Annotated in this window: 21 protein-coding genes; 12 read left to right on the top strand and 9 right to left on the bottom strand. The window is 37.3% G+C overall.

The window, feature by feature from the left end; translation table 11 throughout:
• Window positions 1–44: 44 nt before the first annotated feature.
• Window positions 45–2,375 carry an ATP-dependent helicase gene (locus EG346_RS00815; protein WP_123876687.1) on the bottom strand — a complete coding sequence of 777 codons (2,331 nt, stop codon included), beginning with the start codon at window positions 2,373–2,375 and terminating at the stop codon, window positions 45–47.
• Between the two features lie 80 nt (window positions 2,376–2,455).
• Window positions 2,456–2,635, bottom strand: coding sequence for a hypothetical protein (locus EG346_RS00820; RefSeq protein ID WP_123876688.1), 180 nt, complete (start codon window positions 2,633–2,635; stop codon window positions 2,456–2,458).
• A gap of 101 nt (window positions 2,636–2,736) precedes the next feature.
• On the opposite strand from EG346_RS00820, the gene EG346_RS00825 reads away from it, so the two are divergent.
• The 3 genes from EG346_RS00825 to secG all read left to right on the top strand — a co-directional run bounded on the left by EG346_RS00825 (window position 2,737) and on the right by secG (window position 6,637).
• Window positions 2,737–4,050 (top strand): M16 family metallopeptidase, encoded by a 1,314-nt coding sequence (locus EG346_RS00825; RefSeq protein WP_123876689.1) that lies wholly within the window; start codon window positions 2,737–2,739, stop codon window positions 4,048–4,050.
• Window positions 4,051–4,103: 53 nt separating this feature from the next.
• Entirely contained in the window at window positions 4,104–6,149 is a 2,046-nt protein-coding gene (locus EG346_RS00830) for a M16 family metallopeptidase (RefSeq protein WP_123876690.1), read from the top strand.
• A 131-nt stretch (window positions 6,150–6,280) separates the two neighbouring features.
• A complete protein-coding gene (gene secG, locus EG346_RS00835; protein WP_123876691.1) occupies window positions 6,281–6,637 on the top strand; it encodes a preprotein translocase subunit SecG in 357 nt (118 codons plus the stop codon).
• A gap of 51 nt (window positions 6,638–6,688) precedes the next feature.
• Here secG and EG346_RS00840 read toward each other — a convergent pair whose 3' ends face one another.
• Together EG346_RS00840 and recR are read right to left on the bottom strand one after the other, a co-directional pair.
• Window positions 6,689–7,522, bottom strand: coding sequence for a glycosyltransferase family 2 protein (locus EG346_RS00840; protein ID WP_123876692.1), 834 nt, complete (start codon window positions 7,520–7,522; stop codon window positions 6,689–6,691).
• 2 nt (window positions 7,523–7,524) lie between these two features.
• Entirely contained in the window at window positions 7,525–8,136 is a 612-nt protein-coding gene (recR, locus tag EG346_RS00845; RefSeq protein WP_073333488.1) for a recombination mediator RecR, read from the bottom strand.
• A gap of 313 nt (window positions 8,137–8,449) precedes the next feature.
• On the opposite strand from recR, the gene EG346_RS00850 reads away from it, so the two are divergent.
• From EG346_RS00850 to EG346_RS00870, 5 genes are all read left to right on the top strand, one after another.
• Window positions 8,450–9,055: an LURP-one-related/scramblase family protein gene (locus tag EG346_RS00850; RefSeq protein ID WP_073333486.1), complete on the top strand. Its 606-nt coding sequence runs from the start codon at window positions 8,450–8,452 to the stop codon at window positions 9,053–9,055.
• A gap of 19 nt (window positions 9,056–9,074) precedes the next feature.
• Window positions 9,075–9,566 carry a hypothetical protein gene (locus EG346_RS00855; protein ID WP_073333483.1) on the top strand — a complete coding sequence of 164 codons (492 nt, stop codon included), beginning with the start codon at window positions 9,075–9,077 and terminating at the stop codon, window positions 9,564–9,566.
• 109 nt (window positions 9,567–9,675) lie between these two features.
• The gene (locus tag EG346_RS00860; RefSeq protein ID WP_123876693.1) at window positions 9,676–11,118 is read left to right on the top strand and encodes an aminoacyl-histidine dipeptidase; all 1,443 of its coding nucleotides are present in this window, start codon (window positions 9,676–9,678) and stop codon (window positions 11,116–11,118) included.
• Between the two features lie 206 nt (window positions 11,119–11,324).
• Window positions 11,325–11,906 carry an LOG family protein gene (locus tag EG346_RS00865; RefSeq protein WP_123876694.1) on the top strand — a complete coding sequence of 194 codons (582 nt, stop codon included), beginning with the start codon at window positions 11,325–11,327 and terminating at the stop codon, window positions 11,904–11,906.
• 3 nt (window positions 11,907–11,909) lie between these two features.
• Window positions 11,910–12,458: a hypothetical protein gene (locus EG346_RS00870; protein WP_123876695.1), complete on the top strand. Its 549-nt coding sequence runs from the start codon at window positions 11,910–11,912 to the stop codon at window positions 12,456–12,458.
• A gap of 58 nt (window positions 12,459–12,516) precedes the next feature.
• Here the strand turns inward: EG346_RS00870 and EG346_RS00875 are convergent, their stop codons facing one another.
• Both EG346_RS00875 and EG346_RS00880 read right to left on the bottom strand, forming a co-directional pair.
• Entirely contained in the window at window positions 12,517–12,846 is a 330-nt protein-coding gene (locus tag EG346_RS00875) for a 2Fe-2S iron-sulfur cluster-binding family protein (protein ID WP_123876696.1), read from the bottom strand.
• A 12-nt stretch (window positions 12,847–12,858) separates the two neighbouring features.
• A complete protein-coding gene (locus EG346_RS00880) occupies window positions 12,859–13,914 on the bottom strand; it encodes an NAD(P)/FAD-dependent oxidoreductase (RefSeq protein ID WP_123876697.1) in 1,056 nt (351 codons plus the stop codon).
• A 157-nt stretch (window positions 13,915–14,071) separates the two neighbouring features.
• Between EG346_RS00880 and EG346_RS00885 the strand changes: the two genes are divergently transcribed.
• On the top strand, window positions 14,072–14,842 hold the full coding sequence (locus EG346_RS00885) for a DUF3108 domain-containing protein (RefSeq protein WP_123876698.1): 771 nt from the start codon (window positions 14,072–14,074) through the stop codon (window positions 14,840–14,842).
• Between the two features lie 274 nt (window positions 14,843–15,116).
• On the opposite strand, the gene pheS is transcribed toward EG346_RS00885, so the two are convergent.
• Together pheS and EG346_RS00895 are read right to left on the bottom strand one after the other, a co-directional pair.
• Entirely contained in the window at window positions 15,117–16,127 is a 1,011-nt protein-coding gene (pheS, locus tag EG346_RS00890; protein WP_073333455.1) for a phenylalanine--tRNA ligase subunit alpha, read from the bottom strand.
• A gap of 126 nt (window positions 16,128–16,253) precedes the next feature.
• Window positions 16,254–16,913 (bottom strand): YceI family protein, encoded by a 660-nt coding sequence (locus EG346_RS00895; protein ID WP_073333452.1) that lies wholly within the window; start codon window positions 16,911–16,913, stop codon window positions 16,254–16,256.
• 75 nt (window positions 16,914–16,988) lie between these two features.
• Between EG346_RS00895 and EG346_RS00900 the strand changes: the two genes are divergently transcribed.
• Entirely contained in the window at window positions 16,989–17,924 is a 936-nt protein-coding gene (locus EG346_RS00900) for a sulfate/molybdate ABC transporter ATP-binding protein (protein ID WP_123876699.1), read from the top strand.
• A 322-nt stretch (window positions 17,925–18,246) separates the two neighbouring features.
• Here the strand turns inward: EG346_RS00900 and EG346_RS00905 are convergent, their stop codons facing one another.
• Window positions 18,247–18,591 (bottom strand): zinc ribbon domain-containing protein YjdM, encoded by a 345-nt coding sequence (locus EG346_RS00905; RefSeq protein ID WP_073333447.1) that lies wholly within the window; start codon window positions 18,589–18,591, stop codon window positions 18,247–18,249.
• Window positions 18,592–18,985: 394 nt separating this feature from the next.
• Between EG346_RS00905 and EG346_RS00910 the strand changes: the two genes are divergently transcribed.
• Together EG346_RS00910 and EG346_RS00915 are read left to right on the top strand one after the other, a co-directional pair.
• Window positions 18,986–20,191: an RsmB/NOP family class I SAM-dependent RNA methyltransferase gene (locus tag EG346_RS00910; RefSeq protein WP_123876700.1), complete on the top strand. Its 1,206-nt coding sequence runs from the start codon at window positions 18,986–18,988 to the stop codon at window positions 20,189–20,191.
• 202 nt (window positions 20,192–20,393) lie between these two features.
• Window positions 20,394–22,061, top strand: a complete 1,668-nt coding sequence (locus tag EG346_RS00915) for a GLPGLI family protein (protein ID WP_123876701.1) — start codon at window positions 20,394–20,396, stop codon at window positions 22,059–22,061.
• Window positions 22,062–22,355: the final 294 nt, after the last annotated feature.

Consider the following 22,355-nt stretch of genomic DNA (forward strand, 5'->3'; position numbering starts at 1 on the left):
TTTTAAACTATGATAATCAGCTTTTTCGCTGAAAGAATATCATACTATATTTTTGTCAGTTTAGCATACTTCAGGATGAGGTTTTTCTCTCCTTCATGAATGAAAATCACTTTGGCTTTGATGTTCTGAGGATCTGTACCATCAAGGAAAGAAACTTCCCCGATTCCGAAACGATCATGTCTTACTTTATCTCCAACCTCAATATCCTGGGAAGAAGCTCCGCTTGGATTGATAATTTTCGCTGTACTGACCGGTTTTAATTTTCTGACTTCCGGTGCAGGTTTTGAGCTATCGCCTTTGTCAATGGTTTTCTTTTCAACCCTTCTGAAGGATTTCTGCTCGGAAGGATGTTCATCAAAAATATTGGACTTGATCCCGGTATTATTGATAAATCTTTTTTCGAGAACAGGATTTAAAAATTCAATATACTGATCATCAATTTCGCTTAAGAATCTTGAAGGCTCGGCATCGGTGATTTTCCCCCACTGGAAACGGGAAACAGCATAAGAGAAAAAGACTTGCTTTTCAGCTCTCGTCAGGGCTACATAAAACAGACGCCTTTCTTCCTCAAGGTCTTCTCTTGTCGCGGAGCTCATAAAGCTCGGGAAAAGATTTTCCTCAAGACCAACAAGATGGACCACAGGAAATTCCAGACCTTTCGATAAGTGAATGGTCATTAAAGAAACCATATCTTCTTCTAAATTTTTATCCTGGGTATCTGCAGAAAGGGCGATATTTTCAAGGAAATTCGGAAGACTCGGATCTCCGTCTTCCAGCTGAATCTGTTCTTCAATGAATCCCTGCATAGAGTTCATCAATTCCTGAACGTTCTCTACACGGGAAATCCCCTCCGGAGTCTGGTCATCTTTTAAGAATTTGATCAATCCGGTACGTTTGGCAACTTCCATGGCAACACTGTAAGCCGTATCGGTTTTCAGTAATACCTGGAACGCTTTGATCATGGACCAGAAATCATTCAGTTTCGTTAAAACACCATTATTCAGGCTCAATTGAGGAGCATATTGCGGCAGATTATCCAGTACCTGCGAGATGGTTACATTATGAGAATCGGCAAAAACGATCAGTTTATTCTGTGTGGTTTCTCCAATTCCTCTGGTAGGATAATTAATGATCCTCATCAATGCCTCTGAGTCGTTTTCATTGACCAGAAGACGCAGATAAGCGATAAGGTCTTTTACTTCTTTTCTCTGGTAGAAAGAAAGTCCTCCGTAAACTTTGTAAGGAATATTTTTACGTCTCAGTGCATCTTCAAATGCTCTGGTCTGTGAGTTGGTTCTGTATAAAATAGCGAAATCACTGTATTTTCTCTGGTCAGTATTTCTGAGCTCCCATATATTTCCGGCTACGAAATTGGCTTCATCCGCATCGGAAAGTGAACGGTATATTTTAATTTTATCTCCTTCTTCATTATCACTGAAAACATTCTTTTTAAACTGCTGAAGGTTTTTCGCAATGACAACATTGGCTGCATTCACAATGTTTTGAGTAGATCGGTAGTTCTGTTCCAGAGAAACCGTTATCGCATCCGGATAATCTTTCTTAAAGTTTAAGATGTTATAGATATTTGCTCCACGGAAGGAATAGATGGATTGGGCATCATCCCCTACCACGCAGATATTTTCAAACTTTGAAGCTAAAGCTTTTACGATAAGATACTGGGAATGGTTGGTATCCTGGTACTCATCTACCATGATGTATCTGAATCTGTCCTGGTATTTGGCCAGCACTTCCGGAAAACGGGTCAGCAATTCATTGGTTTTTAACAATAAATCATCAAAATCCATCGCTCCGTTTTTGAAACAGGCGTCTACATATCTCTGATAGATCTGACCGATGAATTTCATATTTGCTTTTTCATCAGCTTCCATCAGTTCCGGATTGTTGAAATAAGCTTTTACGGTGATCAAATTGTTTTTATAGGTCGAAATTCTTGCCTGAACTTTTTTAGGTTTATAAAGATCGGCATCGATATTCATGTCCTTTAATACTTTTCTGATGACATTCAGCGCATCCTGCATATCATAGATCGTAAAATTGGATGGATAGCCCAGATAATGGCCTTCAATCCTAAGAATTCTTGCGAAAACGGAGTGAAAGGTTCCCATCCATAAGCTTCTTGCATTGCTGTCTCCTACCACTTTTGCGATACGGTCTTTCATTTCGCGGGCGGCTTTGTTGGTAAACGTCAGCGCCAGGATATTGAAAGGGTCCACCCCGTTGTGGATCAGGTGGGCAATACGCATGGTCAGCACACGCGTTTTTCCGGAACCGGCTCCTGCAAGTACCATCAAAGGTCCCTGTAGAGAGGTAACGGCTTCATATTGTGATTCATTGAGTCCTTTCAGATAATCCATACGGCAAAAAAATTTTGGGAACACAAAATTAATGTATTCAAAGGACAATTCAAACTTTAATAAAACAGCACTTGCCTATTTTATTGTATTCCAAGTTTTTCCATTATAGCTAAAAGAATTCCGTCTCCGTCTTCGTCGGAAAGACAGGTCTTTTTATTCCATTCTTTTCTGCATTTTTTCAATGCATCCTTATCGATGATTTCCTGTGCCTGCATCATAAAAAGGGAGAAAAGAAAAAGTAAAGTATAAGAAATTCTCATATTGGAGTTAAATAGTTTTACAAATAAACATAAAAAGTAGAATAATTATGTAACAAATGCCGTGTTTCCTCTACTAATTTATACAAAACAATTTCTACTTTATGAAAAAGCGACTTCTTTCTGTAGCAGCAGCATCTTTCTTCGGAATGGTCCTGAATGCACAGCAAATTAAATTCGAAGAGTATGACCTGCCAAACGGCCTTCACGTAATTCTTCATCAGGATAATTCTGCACCGGTAGTGACTACAGGGGTAATGTACCATGTAGGGGCCAAGGATGAAGTAAAGGGAAGAACAGGTTTCGCGCACTTCTTCGAACACCTTTTATTTGAAGGAACCCCCAACATCAAAAGAGGGGAATGGTTCAAGATCGTTTCTTCAAACGGAGGTCAAAATAACGCTAACACGACGAATGACCGAACGTATTATTATGAAACGTTCCCTTCCAATAACGAACAGCTTGGTCTTTGGATGGAAGCTGAAAGAATGCGCCACGCGGTCATCAATCAGGTGGGAGTAGATACTCAGAGAGAGGTTGTAAAAGAGGAAAAAAGATTAAGAATGGACAACCAGCCTTATGGAAACCTTTTCCCTACGATTCAGAAAAACTTATTCACCAATCACCCGTATAACTGGCCTACGATTGGTTCTATGGAAGATCTAAACTCTGCAAAACTTGAAGAATTCCAGGCTTTCTATAAAAAATACTACGTTCCGAACAACGCAACATTAGTGGTTGCAGGAGATATCAAGCCTGAACAAACTAAAAAGTGGATTCAGGAATATTACGGAGGAATTCAAAAAGGAACGCTTTATCCAAAAGATTTCCCGAAAGATGCTCCTATCACTCAGGAAAAAGAAGTAACAGCTACGGATTCTAACATCCAGCTTCCGGCATATATTTTTGCGTACAGAACTCCTGCTAACAAAGAAAAAGATGCTTATGTTCTTGATATGCTTTCTTCTTACCTGAGCAATGGTAAATCTTCTGTTTTATACAAAAAATTAGTTGATCAGGAGAAAAAAGCGCTTGCTGTACAGGCTTTCAATCAGGGTCTTGAAGATTACAGTATTTTCGCATTCTTTGCGATCCCAATGGGACAGACAACAAAACAGACTTTACAGGCTGACATTGATGCTGAAATCAAGAAACTACAGACAGGGCTGATCTCTGAAGAGGATTATCAGAAACTTCAAAACCAGTATGAAAATCAGTTTGTGAATGCGAACTCAAGCATTCAGGGAATTGCTGCTTCACTGGCAACCAACCACGTATTGATGGGCAACACCAATTTGATCAATAAGGAAATTGACATCTACAGATCAATCACAAGACAGGATTTGCAGAACGCGGCTAAAAAGTACTTGAATTCCAATCAAAGAGTAATCATCAATTACGTTCCTGAAAAAAAGTAGTCATTTAAAACTTTCAGGTTTAAAAAATGATTATTAAAATTAAATTTTTACAAATGAAAAAGCAATTAACATATATAGCTGCAGCGTTTTTTTTCGCAGGAACGATTTCAGCACAAAAAATTGATCTTAACGCAATGCCGAAACCAGGACCTACTCCTGCGATCAACATTGCCAAGCCAAAAACTTTTCAACTAAGCAATGGTCTTACGGTAATGGTTGTGGAAAACAATAAATTACCAAGAGTAAACACAACGCTTTCGATGGACAGACCTCCCTTCAACGAAGGAAGTGTAACGGGCGTAAGCTCTATCATGGCTGAACAGTTCGAAAACGGAACAACGAATGTAAGTAAAGAGGATTTCAACAAAAAAGTAGATTATCTGGGCGCTAACTTAAGCTTTTCTTCCAATGGTGCTTTCGCTAACTCTCTTTCAAAATATTTTCCGGACGTATTAAGTTTAATGGCTGATGCGATCACTAATCCTAAGTTCTCTGCTGAAGAAATTCAAAATTCAAAAGAAAGAGCTTTAGAAGGGTTAAAAGCTGAAGAGAAAAATGCTTCTGCAATCGCTTCAAAAGTTTCCAATGCTTTAATGTATGGTAAAAATACATCAAGAGGAGAATTCGAGACGGTAGAATCTATCAACAAAATCCAGTTAGCTGACGTACAAAATGTTTATAAAAAATATTACGCTCCGGACAATGCTTATTTAGTGATTGTAGGAGATGTAAAATTTGACCAGGTGAAATCATTGGTTGAAAAAGCGTTCAGTGGATGGAAAAAGGCTAACACGCCTATCGCTCCTCTTGAACCATCGGCTAATGTTGCTAAAACTGAAATTAACATTGTAGATGTACCTTCTGCGGTACAGTCAGTAGTTTCAGTAAACAACCTGAACAATCTTAAAATGAAAGATCCTAACTATTTCGCTGCTACGATGGCCAACTACATCCTGGGCGGAGGTGGTGAAGCGAGACTTTTCATGAATCTTCGTGAGAAAAACGGATTTACATACGGAGCGTACTCAAGCCTGAGTGCAGACAAATATTCTTCTGATTTCTCTGCCAGTGCAAGTGTGAGAAACGAGGTGACGGATAAAGCAGTTAAGGAATTCATGAATGAACTTAATGCGATTACAACGGTAAAACCTGAAGAACTGGAAAATGCGAAAGCTAAACTGAAAGGTTCTTTCATCATGTCATTAGAAAAGCCGGAAACGATTGCAAAATTTGCCTTGAATCAAAAGGTTCAGGATTTACCTTCTGATTTCTATACAAATTACTTAAAATCAATTGATAAGGTAACGGCGGCTGATATTTCCAATGCTGCAAAAGCTTACATATTACCTAACCAAAGCAGAATTTTCATCGCTGGTAAAGCTTCTGATATTTCTGAAGGACTGGAAAAATTAGGATATCCTGTGAAATATTTCGATAAAGAAGCTAATCCGGTTGCAAAACCAACAACACAAAAAGTGGATGCCGCTGTCAGTGTTTCTTCTATTGCTGATAAATACATCAATGCGATCGGAGGAAAAGCTAATATTGCCAAGATTACTTCTTTTGTCATGAACGCTTCTATGTCTATGCAGGGTCAGAATATTGATTTTAAAATCTCTAAGGCTCAAGGCGGTAAAGAATTAACGACTGTCACTGCAATGGGACAGGTTGTTCAGAAGCAGGTTTTTGACGGCAAACAGGGGTATTCTGAGCAAATGGGTCAGAAAGTTGAGATGAAGCCAGAACAGGTTGCTGAAAAACTAAAAAATACTGAACTTTTTGAAGAACTTGGTTTTGCAAAATCTCAGGATTATAAAGTGGCCGGAATTGAAAAAATCGATGGTGAAGATTCTTATGTAATTAAAGGAAAAGACACTACTTATTATTACAGCGTAAGCACAGGCTTGAAAACAGGAGAAACAAAGACGGTAAAAGCACAGGGACAGGAAATCACCGTGCCTACTACTTTCTCTAATTATAAAGATGTAAACGGAGTGAAAATGCCATTCACCATCACCGTTAATCAAATGGGCATGGACATGACGATGAATGTAAAATCATACGAAGTGAACCAGGCTAAAGATTCTGATTTTAAATAAAAATACTGTTTATTGCAGAAAAAACGGCAGCTGACGCTGCCGTTTTTATTTTTAATAACATTTACCATGATCTTCTTTGTCATTCGGTAAAAAAAGATTAAATTTGCCCATTCAAAAAGATATCAAAATTAATGGATACTATATTTATACTATTGATGGTTCTTATTATGATCGCCAGCATCTTATTGGTAATCATCGTTATGGCTCAAAATCCTAAAGGAGGAGGCCTTTCCAGTACTTTCGGAGGTGCATCACCTGCACAGTTTGGAGTACAGAGAACCAATGATTTCATGGAAAAAGCAACATGGACTCTTGGCGCAGTAATCATCGTTCTTATCCTTATAAGCGTTGTGATCACAGGTAAGCCTACAACAACAGCTCCGGCACAGCAGCCAGTGAAAAAAGAAGCTCCGGCTCCAACTAAGCAATCTGCTCCTGCAGCTACGAAGACAGCTCCGGCTCAGGTACCCGCAGCTCCGGCTAAATAATAACAGATCTATCTTATATAAAATAAAAGCAGTTCAAATTGAACTGCTTTTTTATTTTAGTTTAATCTTCTCAATCTTGTGGCGGAGTTTCAATCCCGCTTTTAAAAATGAATACTGCATCGGCTTGGATTCTCTGTAATATTTATCGATAAAGATCTGCATTGCGCCATAAAAACGGTCAAGATACACTTCATCTTTAATGGTACTTTCTCCTTTATGATGAAGAATAGAAGCAGCCCCGTAATAATAATTCTTATAACCATTTCTCAACAGCGTATAGCACAGATCAATATCTTCCCCATACATAAAATACGTTTCATCGAGACCTCCGATCTTTTGGTAAATATCTTTTTTAACCAACAAAAATGCTCCTGTAACCACCTCTACTTCTTCCACCGCATACTCATCAATATCACTTCTGTAGTAAGACTTTGTATTGCTTCTTTTAAAATTCGTAAACAGTTTTTCAAAAGAATTGAACATATCCGGCACAGAGCGTTTACTTTCAGGAAGAAAAACACCTTCCGCATCATGCATTCTTACCCCAAGACCTCCAAAATCCGGCTTGGAATCTGCAAAATCCAGAATCTCTTTCATATAAAATCCTTCCAGCTCAGTATCAGGATTCAGAAGCAGAACATAGTCTCCGGTTGCTGTTTTTATAGCTTTGTTGTTGGCACTAGCAAACCCTTCATTCTTTTCTGAAGAGATAAAATACACTTCAGGGAATTCTGCAATAAGGTCTCGCCAGGAGGCGTCTGTAGATGCATTATCTATTACAATGACTTCATAGTCCTCTCCTTTTGTATATTTCTCAATAGACAGGAGACAATTTCTCAACAGCCTGGTCACATTATAATTAACAATAATTATCGACAGCTTCATATTTAATCTTTTTCGTTGTAGGGTAATCTGTTCATAATAGATCTGCCCAGTGACACTTCATCAGCATATTCTAATTCATCTCCTACTGAAATTCCTCTCGCAATACTTGAAAAATTCACATTGAAGTTTTTAAATTTTTTATAAATATAATAGGCAGTGGTATCTCCTTCCATCGTAGCACTCAATGCGAAAATAAATTCTTTTACCTCACCCTGGTTTACTTTCCTTTCAATACTTGGAATATTCAGCTGGTTGGGTCCAACGCCTTCCATCGGTGATATCTTACCTCCCAGAATGAGATATTTTCCTGTAAACTTTCCTGTATTCTCAATAGCGATCACATCACGTACATCTTCAACGATGCAGATCACCTCGCTGTTTCTTTTATCATTACTACAGATCTCACAGACCTCAAAATCTGAAAAATTGTGACATTCTTTGCAGTATTTTATTTCATTAACCAGATTAATTAATGAATTTCCAAGACTTACCGCTCTGGAATTGGGTTGTTTTAACAGATGTAATGCTAATCTTAAAGCTGTTTTTCTGCCAATTCCGGGCAATCCAGAAATTTCGTCAACGGCTTTTGCTAAAACTTTACTAGGGTAATCCATAAGTACAAAAATAAGGAATATTGTTGAGAATTGGTGCGGGTTTCGGGGTTTGAAAGTTCTAGCTTAAAGTTTAGTTGCTGATTGAAAGTTTCTATAAAAGATCTCATATCTGAAATCTCATGTCTAAAATCTTGTATCTTGAAGCCACCATTCACTTTCACTTACAAAGCAAAATTCACCATTGCCGTTTATCCAACCCGAATATCAGCCTCGTTCTAAAGTCTCATGTCTGAAATCTCATGTCTGCAATCCACTCTATCATTCTAAAAAAAACCTCTATCTTTGGGGTTCTAATATGAAAAAAATAAACTAAATGGTACTTAAAAATCTAAACTATCCTCTAGATTTCAAATTCAAAATCTCAACATTAGCGAGTGATTTTAATATTACAGATAAAAACGGAAGCTATGTTGCGTATGTACGTCAGAAAATGTTTAAACTGAAAGAAGACGTCATTGTCTTCAATGACGAAAGTAAATCCAAAGAGCTCTTCAGAATCAAAGCCAATCAATGGATTGATTTCAATGCTTCTTATTCTTTAAATGATCTTGTCGACAACAAAAACTACGGAAGACTGGCCAGAAAAGGAATGCGTTCTATCTGGAAATCTTCGTATGACATTTTGGATTCAAACGATCAGCCGAAATTCAGTGTTACAGAAGATAACGCATGGACAAAATTCTTCGATGGAATGGTAAGTGAGATTCCAATTATAGGGATGTTCACAGGATATTTTCTTAACCCGGCCTATACTGTAAGGGGTATTGACGGAAAAGAATATTTTAAATTAAAAAAAATGCCGTCTTTCTTCGGAAGAAGATTTCAGCTTGACAGAATGATTGATATCAATGACGAAGACGAAAGTTTAGTCATCTTATCATTACTGATGATGGTTCTTCTGGAAAGAGCAAGAGGCTAAAACAATAAAAAAGCAGACAATGAAATATCTAATCATTTTCTTTTCAGCGCTTCTTTTGACTGCATGCAAAAAAGATAAAGAAACCGTTCAAAGTTCCACTTCGTCGGATTCTTTAAGTCTTGTCAAAGATTCTGCAAAAACAGAAAAAACAACAGGAAAAGTACTGGTAGACATCATCCCTTTTCCAAAAGAGATTAAAGAATGCTCGTGCTATTTTGCAAGAAACAAAGCTGAATTTGAAGCAGAGAAATACATCTATGCTGACGATGCAGGAAAAACTGCCTATATGAAACTCGACGGCAAAAGATTAGCAATGAATCTGATTTCGTCAAGCGACATGGAAGTAGATGAAGAACTCACCAAAGAGATTGAAAGTGATCACTATAAAATCTCTGTAAAAGGTAAAAAAATAAAACACGAAGAAGCTTTATTATTTGAAGGTACTCTTACGATTGAAAAACCGGACGGTACTGTAGAAACAATGCCTATTTATGGTGAATGCGGATGTTAGAAAAACAAAAGGGTAATTTTGCCTTTTTGTCCTGATACAACGTATAAAAAATGCTTCCGGATTCACGGAAGCATTTTTTATTTTGTAATTTTGATAAAAATAAAAGTTCATGGAATTATCAAATATAGAACCGCAGATTATCTGGAAAAATTTTTCCAAATTAAATGCAGTTCCAAGACCCTCTAAAAAAGAAGAAAGAGTCATTGCTTTCATCAAAGATTTTGGTGAAAACTTAGGATTGGAAACCACTGTAGATGAAGTAGGAAACGTTATTATCAGAAAACCGGCTACTGCGGGTATGGAGAACCGCAAATCTATTGTCCTTCAGTCGCATCTTGATATGGTATGCCAGAAGAACAACGATGTAAGCTTTGATTTCGATACAGAAGGAATCAAAATGGAAGTCGACGGAGACTGGGTAAAAGCAAAAGGAACGACTCTGGGAGCTGATAACGGTTTAGGAGTGGCAACCATCATGTCTATCCTTGAAAGTTCAGATATTCCTCACCCAGCTCTTGAAGCCCTTTTCACCATTGATGAAGAAACGGGGATGACGGGTGCTTTAGGTTTGAAACCAGGACAGTTGACAGGAGAAATTTTATTAAACCTTGATACAGAAGAGGATGATGAGATTGATATCGGATGTGCAGGAGGTGTTGATGTGACGATTACTCAAAATTACGGAACAGAAGCTGCCAAAGGACAAACCGTAAGAATTGAAGTGAAAGGACTTCAGGGAGGACATTCAGGAATGGATATCCACAAAGGTTTCGGAAACTCCAATATCATTTTGGGAAGACTTCTTTACAGCGGTTTGGAAAAGCAGAACATCCAGTTGATCTCTGTTGACGGAGGTGGATTAAGAAATGCTATTCCAAGAGAAGGTTCAGCGTTGATTTCTGTGAGAAATGCTCAGGAATTTATCGAAGTGGCAACCGCTCTTAAAAAAGACATTTTAGAAGAATTTGCTACCGTAGAACCGGGTCTGCATATCAATATTGAAAACTCTACAACTTCCGACCAGGCCATTTCAGAAGAAGATTCAAAAAAGATCATTCTTACTTTAAAATCTCTTCACAATGGCGTGTACAGAATGAGCCCGGACGTTAAAGATCTTGTAGAAGCATCTAACAATGTGGCAAGAGTAGAATTAAAAGAGGGAGCGCTTAAAATTTTAAACCTTACCCGATCATCTGTTGATTCATCTAAGTATTCTGTGGCAGAACAGTTGAAATCTGTTGCGGAATTAGCTGGAATGAATGTTGAATTCAGTGGCTCTTATCCGGGATGGAAACCAAAACCGGGTTCTGAAATCGTACAGCTGATGGAAAAGATTTATACAGAAAAATTTGGTGAAAAACCTCACGTAGTGGCTTGTCACGCAGGCTTAGAATGTGGTATTATCGGAGCGAACTATCCGGCAATGGAAATGGTAAGTTTCGGACCTACGATCAGAGGAGCACACTCTCCGGATGAAAGAGCCAATATTCCTTCTGCTCAGAAGTTCTGGAGTTTCACTAAGGATATTTTAGCGAATATTCCTTTAAAATAAGAAGATAAAATTACTATATTGAATATCCAGAATCATATGATTTTGGATATTTTTTAATTTAAACCATTAAGGTTTTTATTAAGCCGTTAAGATGATTAAGAATTTACAGCTATTAGGCTTAAAAATATCTTTGATATTTACTTAACTTTCCTTCATAACTTCATTAATCTTAATGGTTCAAATATTATATAACAAGATTTACAACAATGAAAAGTATAACAGTATTCTGCGGATCAAGTTTCGGTACGGATGATATTTTTAAAGACCATGCTTTCCTGCTTGGACAGACGCTGTCCCAACAACACATACAATTGATTTACGGCGGTGCAGATGTAGGTTTGATGGGAGCTGTGGCAGACGGAACTCTAAGCGAAGGAGGAAAGGCTATAGGTGTTCTCCCCCACTTTCTGCAGTCCAAAGAAATTGCCCATAAAAATCTTACCGAACTTATCATCGTAGAAACGATGCACGAAAGAAAAACAAAGATGAATGATTTGTGCGATGGCGTGATCGTTCTTCCCGGTGGCTACGGAACTCTTGAAGAGTTTTTTGAAATGATCACCTGGGCTCAACTCGGGCTTCATACAAAGCCTATTGGGATTTTGAATATTGATGGATTTTATGATGATTTAATCAGACTTGTACAGACGATGGTGGATAAGGGATTTTTAAAGCAAGTGAATCGTGATATGCTTTTGGTCAGTGCAAGTATTGATGAACTTTTGGAGAAAATGAGGAGCTATGAAGCGCCTACAGTTGGGAAATGGATTTCGAAAGGTAAGATATAAACTATGAAAAAATTTCTTTCACTTTTAATATTAATCCTGGGAATTTCTACTTTATATTGTCAAAATACAGATGAAGCCTTATGCCAATATTTCTCTAAAGATATAAAAGAAAAGCCATTGAAATGTATGGACAGGTCTAAACTTAAAGATGACGAAGTCATTTATCAGTTTTTCAAATGGTCTGCCTTTAAAGAAGATTATCTTATCAGGATTGAAAAAAAAGGAAAGGTAAAAACTATCGTCAAGAAAAAAATTTATAAAAGTGGTTACAATCAAAAAACTGGAGAATATCAGGAGCCTCGAGTTGAAATTTTAAAAGAAGATAAACTTACCAACGACCAATTTAAAAGGTTTTCAACAATAATAACGAAAAATAATTTTTGGCAAAAAACTGATTACAAAGTCGAATCAATGTGTATGGATGGTGGTGGAATATTGGTATTCGCCTTACGCAAAGATCAGTATCTAGAAATTAATAACGGTAACTGCTCACCAAATGCTGAATACTTAAATCACCTGTATCAAGAACTGATTACCTTATTCAACCTATAATAAAACCGCCCGGAAATTTTCAGGCGGTTTTTTTTATATTAACTTAAATTTAAATAGTCTAAGGATAAGGAGCAATCGCCACTTCAAGACCTTCCATGGAATCCATCATATGCAGCTGGCATCCCAGTCTGCTGTTTTCTTTTACATGGTAAGCTTCCGCCAGCATAGCATCTTCTTCATCGCCCATAGGCTCAAGCCCCGGATCATTGATCACATATACCTGACATGAGGCGCACATCGCCATTCCTCCACAAACTCCGATGGTTCCCTCTTCCGCCAATTCATAAGAACGGATGATCTCCATCAGGTTCATAGACATATCTGTAGGCGCTACAACATCATGGGTGATCCCCTCCCGATCGGTGATCTTTATATTAATATCTGACATAATAATGCAAAATTAGTCAATTTTTTTCACAACTGCCTTTTCTGCTTCTTTACGGCTACCGTCAAATCCGTCTACACCGCTTACGGTCGTATATTTAAGTACAAATTTCTTCCCTGGATTCAGCCTGTTGTAAACACTCTGACACATCAAAGTTGCTTCGTGGAAACCACAAAGAATCAGCTTCAGTTTTCCAGGATACGTATTGATGTCACCAATAGCATAGATTCCGTCGATGTTTGTTTGATAATCAAGTGCATTGTTAACCACAATTGCATTTTTCTCGATATTCAGTCCCCAGTTTCCGATCTCCCCCAACTTTGGCGTCAGTCCGAATAAAGGAATGAAATAATCGGTTTCAATATCGAATGCTTCCTGTCCTTCAATCTCCACCGTAATGGCTTCAACTTTACCGTCCCCTTTGATTCCGGTAACTTCAGCAGGGGTAATTAATTTAATTTTTCCCTGGTTTTTAAGATCCTGAACTTTTTCCACTGAATCCAAAGCTCCTCTGAATTCGTTTCTTCTGTGGATTAAAGTTACTTCACTGGCAACATTAGAAAGAAAAACACTCCAGTCCAGTGCAGAATCTCCTCCTCCGGCGATCACTACTTTTTTGTTTCTGAAATGTTCAGGTTCTTTAACGAAGTACTCAAGACCTTTCTCCTCGTAAGCAGCGACATTTTCGAAAGTAGGCTTTCTGGGTTCAAAAGTTCCCAATCCACCTGCAATAGCAATCGCTTTACATCGGTGAACAGTTCCTTTGTTGGTGATGACCTCAAACCACTCATCATCTAACTTTGTATACGAAACGGCTGTTTCTCCCAAAGTGAATCCCGGCTGGAACTGCTTGATCTGCTCCATCAAATTATCAACTAATTCTCCTGCATTCACAGAAGGATATCCCGGAATATCGAAAATAGGTTTTTTAGGATAAAGCTCAGCTAGCTGTCCTCCTGGCTGTGGAAGTGCATCAATAATGTGACACTTCATTTTTAATAAACCTGCTTCAAAAACAGCAAAAAGCCCGGTAGGTCCGGCTCCTATGATCAATATATCAGTGGTTATCATAATAAAAAGATAATTTAATTATACATGTAACTGCAAATTTACTAATTTTAATGCGAAGCCTATTTAATTGATTCTAAATAAAAACCTGAGATTTATCAAATCCTGGTCAATACATAAGAATCTTAAATTTGGCAGTGTTTTTGTTAAATGTCATATCATGAAGAAAATTTTGAGTTTTTTTGCAATATTTACGTTCCTGCTGAGTTACGCTCAGATCGATAATATTGCTGATGGTGAATCTATTACATTCAGAATTCACTATGGAATCCTGAACGCCGGAACCGCCAATCTTACAACCAAAAAAACCACCTATATGGGGGCTCCTCATCTCTATGTGAAAGGAACGGGAAAGACTACAGGCGCAGTCAAAGCCTTCTTTAAAGTAGAAGATTTATATGAAAGCTTCATCAATACAGATACCGGCCTTCCAAGCTTTTATGTTCGAAATGTACGGGAAGGCAGCTATCGCCAGCATTTTGAGACGGTTTTCAATCACGATAACCATACACTGATATTAACTGATAAAAAAACACCAGCCAATGGTTCAAAGGTGATTAAATCGGTAAAAGGAGTTCAGGATATGCTTTCCTGCTTCTATTACCTGAGAAGCAAAAGTACCAGTGAACTGAAAGTAGGAACCGTGATCAACATGAATGTATGGATTGACGATGAGATGTTTCCGTTTCAACTGAAAGTAACAGGAATGGAAGATCTGAAAACTAAATTCGGAACCATCAACTGTCTGAAGATTATCCCTTCTGTAAAAAGCGGAAGAGTTTTTAAGGAAAAAGAAGGAGTAACGATGTGGGTGACCAACGATGCCAATCATATTCCAATGCTTTTGCAGGCTGAACTGGCCGTAGGCTCCTTAAAAGCGAGTATCGATGAGCTTAAAAATGTAAAATACCCTTTAAAATATCTTAAGTAAAAAGCAGATGATCAGTCTTTTTAACTTAAAAAAAATGCTAGCAAAAATTTGTTAGCATTTTTTTATTTCCCGGTGTAATATATTGTCCTGATTGATTGTCTTATTAATAACAGCAGACATACTAAATAACATGGCTTTACATGATCGTTTTATGTCACTACAAACAAGACAATACACGTTGTAAATTTTTCAATAGAATCGTTTTTAATTACGTTTTGTTTCTTAGGTCAGTAATTAAAAACAAAAACCTCCGGATTTTCCGGAGGTTTATTTTTTATAGTGATTTAAACTGTTCTAAAGTTCTGATATCATTTTCGAAGAACATTCTGATATCGCTCATCTGGTAAAGAAGCATTGTGATTCTTTCAATACCCATTCCGAAAGCATATCCTGAATATTTTTCAGCATCGATATTCACATTTTTCAGTACGGCAGGATCTACCATTCCACATCCCATGATTTCAAGCCAACCTGTTCCTTTTGTGATTCTGTAATCAGTTTCGGAATTTAATCCCCAATAGACATCTATTTCAGCGCTAGGCTCTGTAAAAGGGAAATAAGAAGGTCTCATTCTGATCTTGGATTTTCCGAAAAGCTCAGTAGTAAAGAACTGAATGGTCTGCTTAAGATCTGCAAAACTTACATTCTCATCAATATATAATCCTTCGATCTGATGAAATATACAGTGGGAACGTGAAGAGATCGCCTCATTTCTGAATACTCTTCCCGGAGAAAGAATTCTGATCGGCGGCTGATTTTCTTCCATATAACGAATCTGTACAGAAGACGTATGCGTTCTTAAAAGGATATCAGGGTTCTGTTCAATAAAGAAAGTATCCTGCATATCTCTTGCCGGATGGTACTCAGGAAGATTAAGAGCGGTAAAGTTGTGCCAGTCGTCTTCTATCTCAGGACCGTCGGCTACGGCAAAACCTATTGATTTGAAAATTTCAATAATCCTGTTTTTCACCAGATTGATCGGGTGTCTGGACCCAAGATCCAAAGGAAAAGCCGGTCTTGTAAGATCTTCTTTTTCTGTGATAATAGCAGACTGGGAAGAATCTTTCAGATTCTCCAATTTTCCTGCTACCGCCTGTTTCAAAGAATTGATCTTTTGTCCGAATTCCTTTTTCTGGTCGTTTGGTACTTCTTTAAATTTTTCAAAAAAATCATTCAGAACACCTTTTTTACCATTATACTTAATTCGGAAGTTTTCAATTTCTTCTTTAGACGTAGCATTGAAGCTGTTTACTTCGGTAAGTAGTTCTTCTATCTTTTCTATCATTGTTTTACCCTTTCAAAATGTTTTGCAAAAATACGTTTTTTAAGTTTAATAATGAATCTGTGATAAAAAAATCTGCCCCTTTATGGGAGGCAGACTTCAATCACTTATTTCACTTAAATAAAAAAATTATTTCTTTTCTAAAGCTTTAACGTTGATCTGAAGAGTCACCTCATCCTTGATCACCCCGTTGGCAGCAGGAGCCTGGAACTTTACGCCAAACTCTTCTCTCTTAATATCCTTAGGCTCAGTAGCCACACTTACTTCTCCATCTTTTACAGAAACATTAGCCTTAAACTGAACCGGTTTTGAAATGCCTTTGATCGTTAAATTACCATCAAGAAGGGTATTGTAATCTCCTTCTGTAGCCGGGGTCACTTTTGTAATTTCAAAAGAAGCGGTAGGAAATTTTTCTACTTCAAAGAAATCACCACTTTTAAGATGACCATTTAATTTACCTAACTGCTCAGCATCATTTTTTAAATCTTCAGACGTTAAAGAACCCATATCAGCAACAAATTTTCCGCTTTCAAGTTTTCCTTCTTTTACCGTCACATCACCACTTTCAAACTTAATCGTTCCGAAATGGCTGGTGCTTTCAGACTTGAATATTTTATATCCTTTCCACTCCACTTTACTGTTCAGTGTATCCAGTGTATACTGGTTCCCGTCTTTTGTAGTCGTTACTTCATTGCTTTCGCTGGTAACAGGTTTGTCTTTTTTGCAAGAAACCATTACCGCTGCCACAAATAAAGCAGGAATAGCTAAAGAAAACAGCTTTTTTCTCATTTTTGATATATTTTTATTACTTCTGCTAATATAATAAAAAATTTTATTTTTTCATAAAAACCTTACATTTGTATTATGCTTTTAGAAATAAACAATTTATATTTTTCCCACAACAAAGATAATCCCCTGTTTCAGAACCTTAATCTGGGTTTTGAGGAAGGCAGAATCATTGCACTGGCGGGAGAAAGCGGATGTGGAAAATCTACCATGCTGAACCTTATCTATGGCCTCCTCGACTGGGAAAGCGGTGAAATTGTTTTTAACGGAACGAAGCTTTTGGGACCCAAAGGAAATCTTGTTCCCGGAGAAGCTGAAATGAAACTGGTAGCTCAGAATTTTGACCTGATGCCTTATGCAACGGTTGCCGAAAATGTAGGAAAATTCATATCTAATATCAATCTAGCCAAAAAAAAAGAAACGGTCATGGAACTTCTGGAAGTGGTAGGGCTTCAGGAATTTGCCAATACCCTTCCTAAATATTTAAGTGGAGGTCAGCAGCAAAGAGTGGCCATTGCCAGAGCCCTTTCGGTATTACCCAAACTGCTCATTTTAGATGAACCTTTCAGCAATCTGGATTTTCCGAGAAAAATAGAACTTCGTGAAAGACTTTTCAGATATGTGAAACAGCATCAGATTTCCCTGATCATTTCAACCCATGAACTTCAGGATATTATGCCATGGCTGGATCAGATTGTTATTTTAAAAGAGGGAAGACTGATTCAGAACGACAGCCCGGAAGAAACCTACAGGCATCCTTATAATTCTTATGTAGCCAACCTTTTTGGAGAAGTTAATATTTTCAGTGAAGAAGAAAAGACCGCATTTCAACTGTCTAAATTTTCATACTATCCTAAAGAAATAAAAATTTCCGACGATGGTATTGATGCCGAACTTCTTGAAAGCAGATTTGCAGGAAACCATTACTGGAACAAGATCAAAGTACACAACAAAGAACTTATCGTTTATACAGACGAAAAGGTGGAAGGAACTATTAAAATTTCATTGGTTTAAGCAGAGATATTCACCTCCGGAGAACCCCTTCACCATTGACTAAAACTTATAATTAAAAATACGTAACTCCTACATTCACTTACACTTATTACGAATATCTGGATAAAAAAAAGTACAAATATAAGAAGCTGTTTAAAACTTTTTCTTACATTTGTACTTCCACAGCATAAGGAAATTTTTGGTTAATTCTCTTTCTGCCCTAAGACGGACATTAGCACATCCCTGCAATTAAGTCTTTGAAAGATTACACTGTCCAATCTTTTCCTTTCTTTATTAATGACCGTAAGCAATATCAACTTCACTAAGCCGATTGCCCAAGGACTTAAGCTTTCTTTACAAATTCTGATTTCAAAGCCATAGAACCGAAACCATCAATTTTACAGTCGATATTATGATCACTATCCGGTCTTAAACGGATATTTTTCACTTTAGTTCCTGCTTTTACAGGTTTTGGAGCTCCTTTTACAGGCAGGTCTTTAATAACAACCACAGAATCCCCATCCAGAAGCTCATTCCCGTTTGAGTCCAGGATTTTTCCGTCATTAGATGCTTCAGCAGACGTTTCTTCAGGATTCCACTCATAAAAACATTGAGAGCAGGTCATCATATTATCGCTCGGATAAGTAAATTCAGAGCTGCATTTCGGACAAAGTACAGTATCACTCATATTTTTGATTTTTGCAAAGGTAAGATTTTTGGGATAAAGGGAAATTTGAGACTTCAGATTTCAGACACAAGACATCAGACTGTGAGGAAAAGATGGCAATGGTGAATTTTGTTTCGCAAATGAAGAGTGAATGGCAGATATAAGAAAAAAGATGCAAGAACCGGAATTTCACACATCAGATTGACACGAATATTTGAAACCGTCAATGGTGAATTTTGTCTTTCAAGTGAAATTAAGCTTAACTATTACGAACAAGCAACGGTCAACAAGCAACTCCTTTCCAACTGACAGATTCCAAAACCCCAACACCCTACTATCCTCAAACTCCTCAACCCAATTCTTAACTCTCAACTATAATTCGTACTTTTGCAAATTCAAACAGCGAAGCAAATTTATGGAACTTATTCACAGAAACTTAGCGATCGGAATTCACGATGCTTTACAGGAAACATTTTTCGAGAAAAATAAATACGCCGATAAGGTCATCGAAAGACTTTTAAAAGCCCACAGAAAATGGGGAAGCCAGGACAGAGCCGTTGTTTCTGAGATTTTCTATAATATTATCCGCTGGAAAAAACGTCTTGAATACTATATGGGTGAGGGGGTAAAACCTACCAACATCTATAAACTGATGATGGCGTACCTGCTTTGGAGCAAGACCAATTATAAAAAGTTTGAAGAATTCGACGGAATCAAGATCGCTGACATTCTTACCAAACTTAAAAAGAATACCGTTCCTACGAAAGCCATTGAACATTCTATTCCTGATTGGTTGGCTGAAACTTTAGAAAAAGAATTAGGACCGGGTTGGGAAAAAGAAATGCACGCTTTAAATGAGCAGGCTCCAACGGTGCTAAGAGCAAACAGCTTAAAAACAACTCCTAAAGAGCTTATTTCTGACCTTTCAGACGAAGGTGTAGTAGCATACACGGTAAGAAATTATCCAGACGCTGTCCAGCTTGAGGAAAAGAAGAATGTTTTTCTTACAACAGCTTTCAAAGAAGGTTTATTTGAGGTTCAGGATGCTTCTTCACAGAAAATCGGATATTTCCTGGATGTAAAAGAAGGCCAGAGAGTGGTAGATGCGTGTGCGGGTGCAGGAGGGAAAACACTTCACTTAGCGGCGTTGATGGGAAATAAAGGTCAGATCGTAGCTTTAGATATTTTTGAATGGAAACTGGCCGAATTGAAACGTCGTGCCAAGAGAGCAGGAGCCCATAATATCGAAACCCGTATGATCTCTGATAACAAAGTGATCAAGCGTCTTCATGATAAAGTAGACAGACTTCTTATTGATGCACCATGTTCAGGACTTGGTGTTCTTAAGAGAAATCCGGACAGTAAGTGGAAAATTGATCAGGACTTTATCGACAGAATCAAAAAAGAGCAGCAGCAAATCCTTCAGGATTATTCCAAAATGCTTAAGGTAGGCGGAAAAATGGTCTACGCGACATGTTCGATCTTACCCTCTGAAAATAATTTACAGGTAGAAGAATTTTTGAAAAGCAACCCGGGATACAAAATGGTTAAAGATGACAAAGTAATGCCTAGTCAGGGTTATGATGGATTCTACATGGCGTTGATCGAAAGAGTTTCTTAATACAACATCGATATAAAAATATAAAGCTGCTCTATTTCAGGGCAGCTTTTTTTTGTTGAAAATTCCCCTAACATATAAGTTTTTGAAAATAGTATAAACCCGTATGTAACATCCAGGATACTAATCCCTACTTATAATAGTAAACGCTTTTAAAGCTCTGAAAACTGATCATAGATAGTATCTTTGCAGAAAACCTGTACCTATGTATATAAAAACGCTATTCAACTTCTTTGCATTATTCTTATGCGGTCTTGCGTATGCACAGACCTATGAGATCCTATACACCAGCTCTTACAACGGAAAAGTTCTCACAGAGCAATCCCCTACTCTTGTCTGGGCAGATAGCAAAGAAAATTTCATCCTTAGTAATGCGATCAGGGAACAGAAAAGTGATTATCCGTTTGAGATCACCAAAATAGAAAAACCGTCTAATACTGTGGTTTCTTACGCTTTCCTGAAGCCTGGAGACATCATCTCATCTTCGGATGCAGAATCTATAGGAAAACAGACCTTTGAATTAACGAATGAAACAAAAAAAATCTTAGGCTATCATTGTAAAAAAGCAATCACAAAGATTAATTCCAATACGATAGAAATTTGGTACACCAATGACTTAAAAATCAATGGTGGCCCCTCTGTTTTAGGGCAAAATCTAGGCTTTGTTTTAGAGATTGAAAGAAATAAAAATTCACTGATCACTGCCAGTTCTATCAAGAAAATAAAAAAAACGGATATTGATTCTATCATAAAAGGTTCAGTACAGTCCACCGATCTTTCAGGATATAAAGATCTTCTTTGGAAAAGCCGTTTTACCACATTAAAGGTTTTTGAAAATGAAACGATCAATTTTTCTGATGAATCAAAATCAAATGAAAACGTTAGAAAATATGCTAACGGAACCATTATCCTGAAAAAAATAAAATTTCCTGCGATCAAAGAAGGTGAAAATATTTTTGTTGAAGTTAAACAACAATCCAACGGTGATGCCTACGACAGAACCGGAACTGTGTTTTTTATTCCTCAGGACAAAGCTTCTTCTTTCTTTGACGGACTGGAAAAAGGTGCAAAAACACTCCCTGTTTATGAGAATGGAAACGGAAAACATTATTATGGGGTAACAACAACTGAAAATTACAGTCCCGCTATAGAAATGATGCGATTTTTTACCGCTTTCGGAATTCAAAAATTCAATCATATCCAATTAAAAGGAAAAGACTGGCAGACCATTAGCCCGTACCGTCAGGATATTACAGAACTTAAACCTTCTCTTTCCGACAAAGAACTCTGGGTAGGAGCTTTCATCGGGAATTACGATAAAGACGGTCATAAAGTAAGCCTTGAGATCACGATCCATAAAAGTGACCAGACTGTTTACAAAAACAATACGGCAATTCCTCTTTTCAATACTTTAAATATTATGGAAATGGCGGGTCAGGATTATTCAACGATGTTCGATCAGGATAAAGGTCTTTTTGTAGAATTTACATTGAAAAAAGACCTGAAAAATGCTCAGCTCAGATATATTACCACGGGACATGGAGGCTGGGAAAACGGTGATGAATTCATTCCTAAAATTAATTCTATACTGTTAGATGGCAAAATGACATTTTCTTTTATTCCCTGGAGGTCAGACTGCGGTTCTTATCGATTGTACAATCCTGCATCGGGTAACTTTCCGGATGGACTTTCTTCATCAGACCTCAGCAGATCCAACTGGTGTCCGGGGACCGTTACCAATCCCAATTTCATTCCTCTTGGAGACCTGAAAGCAGGAAAACATACTCTACAAGTGAAGATCCCTCAGGGAGCCTCAGAAGGCACGAGTTTCAGTTCGTGGAATGTCTCAGGAGTTTTGCTTGGGTCCCAATAAAACAAAACCTTCTTGCAAAGAGAATTGCAAGAAGGTAAAAACACAAATGATGAAAAAAAATTATTTCGAGCGACAAAGTAAGGGCTAAAATTCATATAATAAATTACCATATATTATTAATTATTTCATTTTAATTTTGTATAGAATGATAAATGCTTTTATTGCCCGGCGAAAAAAATTAATTAAATATGTGATTATTGGCTCAAATAGCTAATATTATTCTATAAAATAAATTATTAAGTTAAAAATATTAACTTTTATTTATTTTTTATTGTTATTTTTAAACATCAAAGC

This window comes from Chryseobacterium carnipullorum, assembly GCF_003815695.1.
GTDB lineage: Bacteria > Bacteroidota > Bacteroidia > Flavobacteriales > Weeksellaceae > Chryseobacterium > Chryseobacterium carnipullorum.

Bases quoted from the DNA above. Each gene is read 5' to 3' on its own strand.
- EG346_RS00815 (WP_123876687.1), bottom strand. From the start codon at position 2,375: ATGGATTATCTGAAAGGACTCAATGAATCACAATATGAAGCCGTTACC.
- EG346_RS00820 (WP_123876688.1), bottom strand. From the start codon at position 2,635: ATGAGAATTTCTTATACTTTACTTTTTCTTTTCTCCCTTTTTATGATG.
- EG346_RS00825 (WP_123876689.1), top strand. From the start codon at position 2,737: ATGAAAAAGCGACTTCTTTCTGTAGCAGCAGCATCTTTCTTCGGAATG.
- EG346_RS00830 (WP_123876690.1), top strand. From the start codon at position 4,104: ATGAAAAAGCAATTAACATATATAGCTGCAGCGTTTTTTTTCGCAGGA.
- secG (WP_123876691.1), top strand. From the start codon at position 6,281: ATGGATACTATATTTATACTATTGATGGTTCTTATTATGATCGCCAGC.
- EG346_RS00840 (WP_123876692.1), bottom strand. From the start codon at position 7,522: ATGAAGCTGTCGATAATTATTGTTAATTATAATGTGACCAGGCTGTTG.
- recR (WP_073333488.1), bottom strand. From the start codon at position 8,136: ATGGATTACCCTAGTAAAGTTTTAGCAAAAGCCGTTGACGAAATTTCT.
- EG346_RS00850 (WP_073333486.1), top strand. From the start codon at position 8,450: ATGGTACTTAAAAATCTAAACTATCCTCTAGATTTCAAATTCAAAATC.
- EG346_RS00855 (WP_073333483.1), top strand. From the start codon at position 9,075: ATGAAATATCTAATCATTTTCTTTTCAGCGCTTCTTTTGACTGCATGC.
- EG346_RS00860 (WP_123876693.1), top strand. From the start codon at position 9,676: ATGGAATTATCAAATATAGAACCGCAGATTATCTGGAAAAATTTTTCC.
- EG346_RS00865 (WP_123876694.1), top strand. From the start codon at position 11,325: ATGAAAAGTATAACAGTATTCTGCGGATCAAGTTTCGGTACGGATGAT.
- EG346_RS00870 (WP_123876695.1), top strand. From the start codon at position 11,910: ATGAAAAAATTTCTTTCACTTTTAATATTAATCCTGGGAATTTCTACT.
- EG346_RS00875 (WP_123876696.1), bottom strand. From the start codon at position 12,846: ATGTCAGATATTAATATAAAGATCACCGATCGGGAGGGGATCACCCAT.
- EG346_RS00880 (WP_123876697.1), bottom strand. From the start codon at position 13,914: ATGATAACCACTGATATATTGATCATAGGAGCCGGACCTACCGGGCTT.
- EG346_RS00885 (WP_123876698.1), top strand. From the start codon at position 14,072: ATGAAGAAAATTTTGAGTTTTTTTGCAATATTTACGTTCCTGCTGAGT.
- pheS (WP_073333455.1), bottom strand. From the start codon at position 16,127: ATGATAGAAAAGATAGAAGAACTACTTACCGAAGTAAACAGCTTCAAT.
- EG346_RS00895 (WP_073333452.1), bottom strand. From the start codon at position 16,913: ATGAGAAAAAAGCTGTTTTCTTTAGCTATTCCTGCTTTATTTGTGGCA.
- EG346_RS00900 (WP_123876699.1), top strand. From the start codon at position 16,989: ATGCTTTTAGAAATAAACAATTTATATTTTTCCCACAACAAAGATAAT.
- EG346_RS00905 (WP_073333447.1), bottom strand. From the start codon at position 18,591: ATGAGTGATACTGTACTTTGTCCGAAATGCAGCTCTGAATTTACTTAT.
- EG346_RS00910 (WP_123876700.1), top strand. From the start codon at position 18,986: ATGGAACTTATTCACAGAAACTTAGCGATCGGAATTCACGATGCTTTA.
- EG346_RS00915 (WP_123876701.1), top strand. From the start codon at position 20,394: ATGTATATAAAAACGCTATTCAACTTCTTTGCATTATTCTTATGCGGT.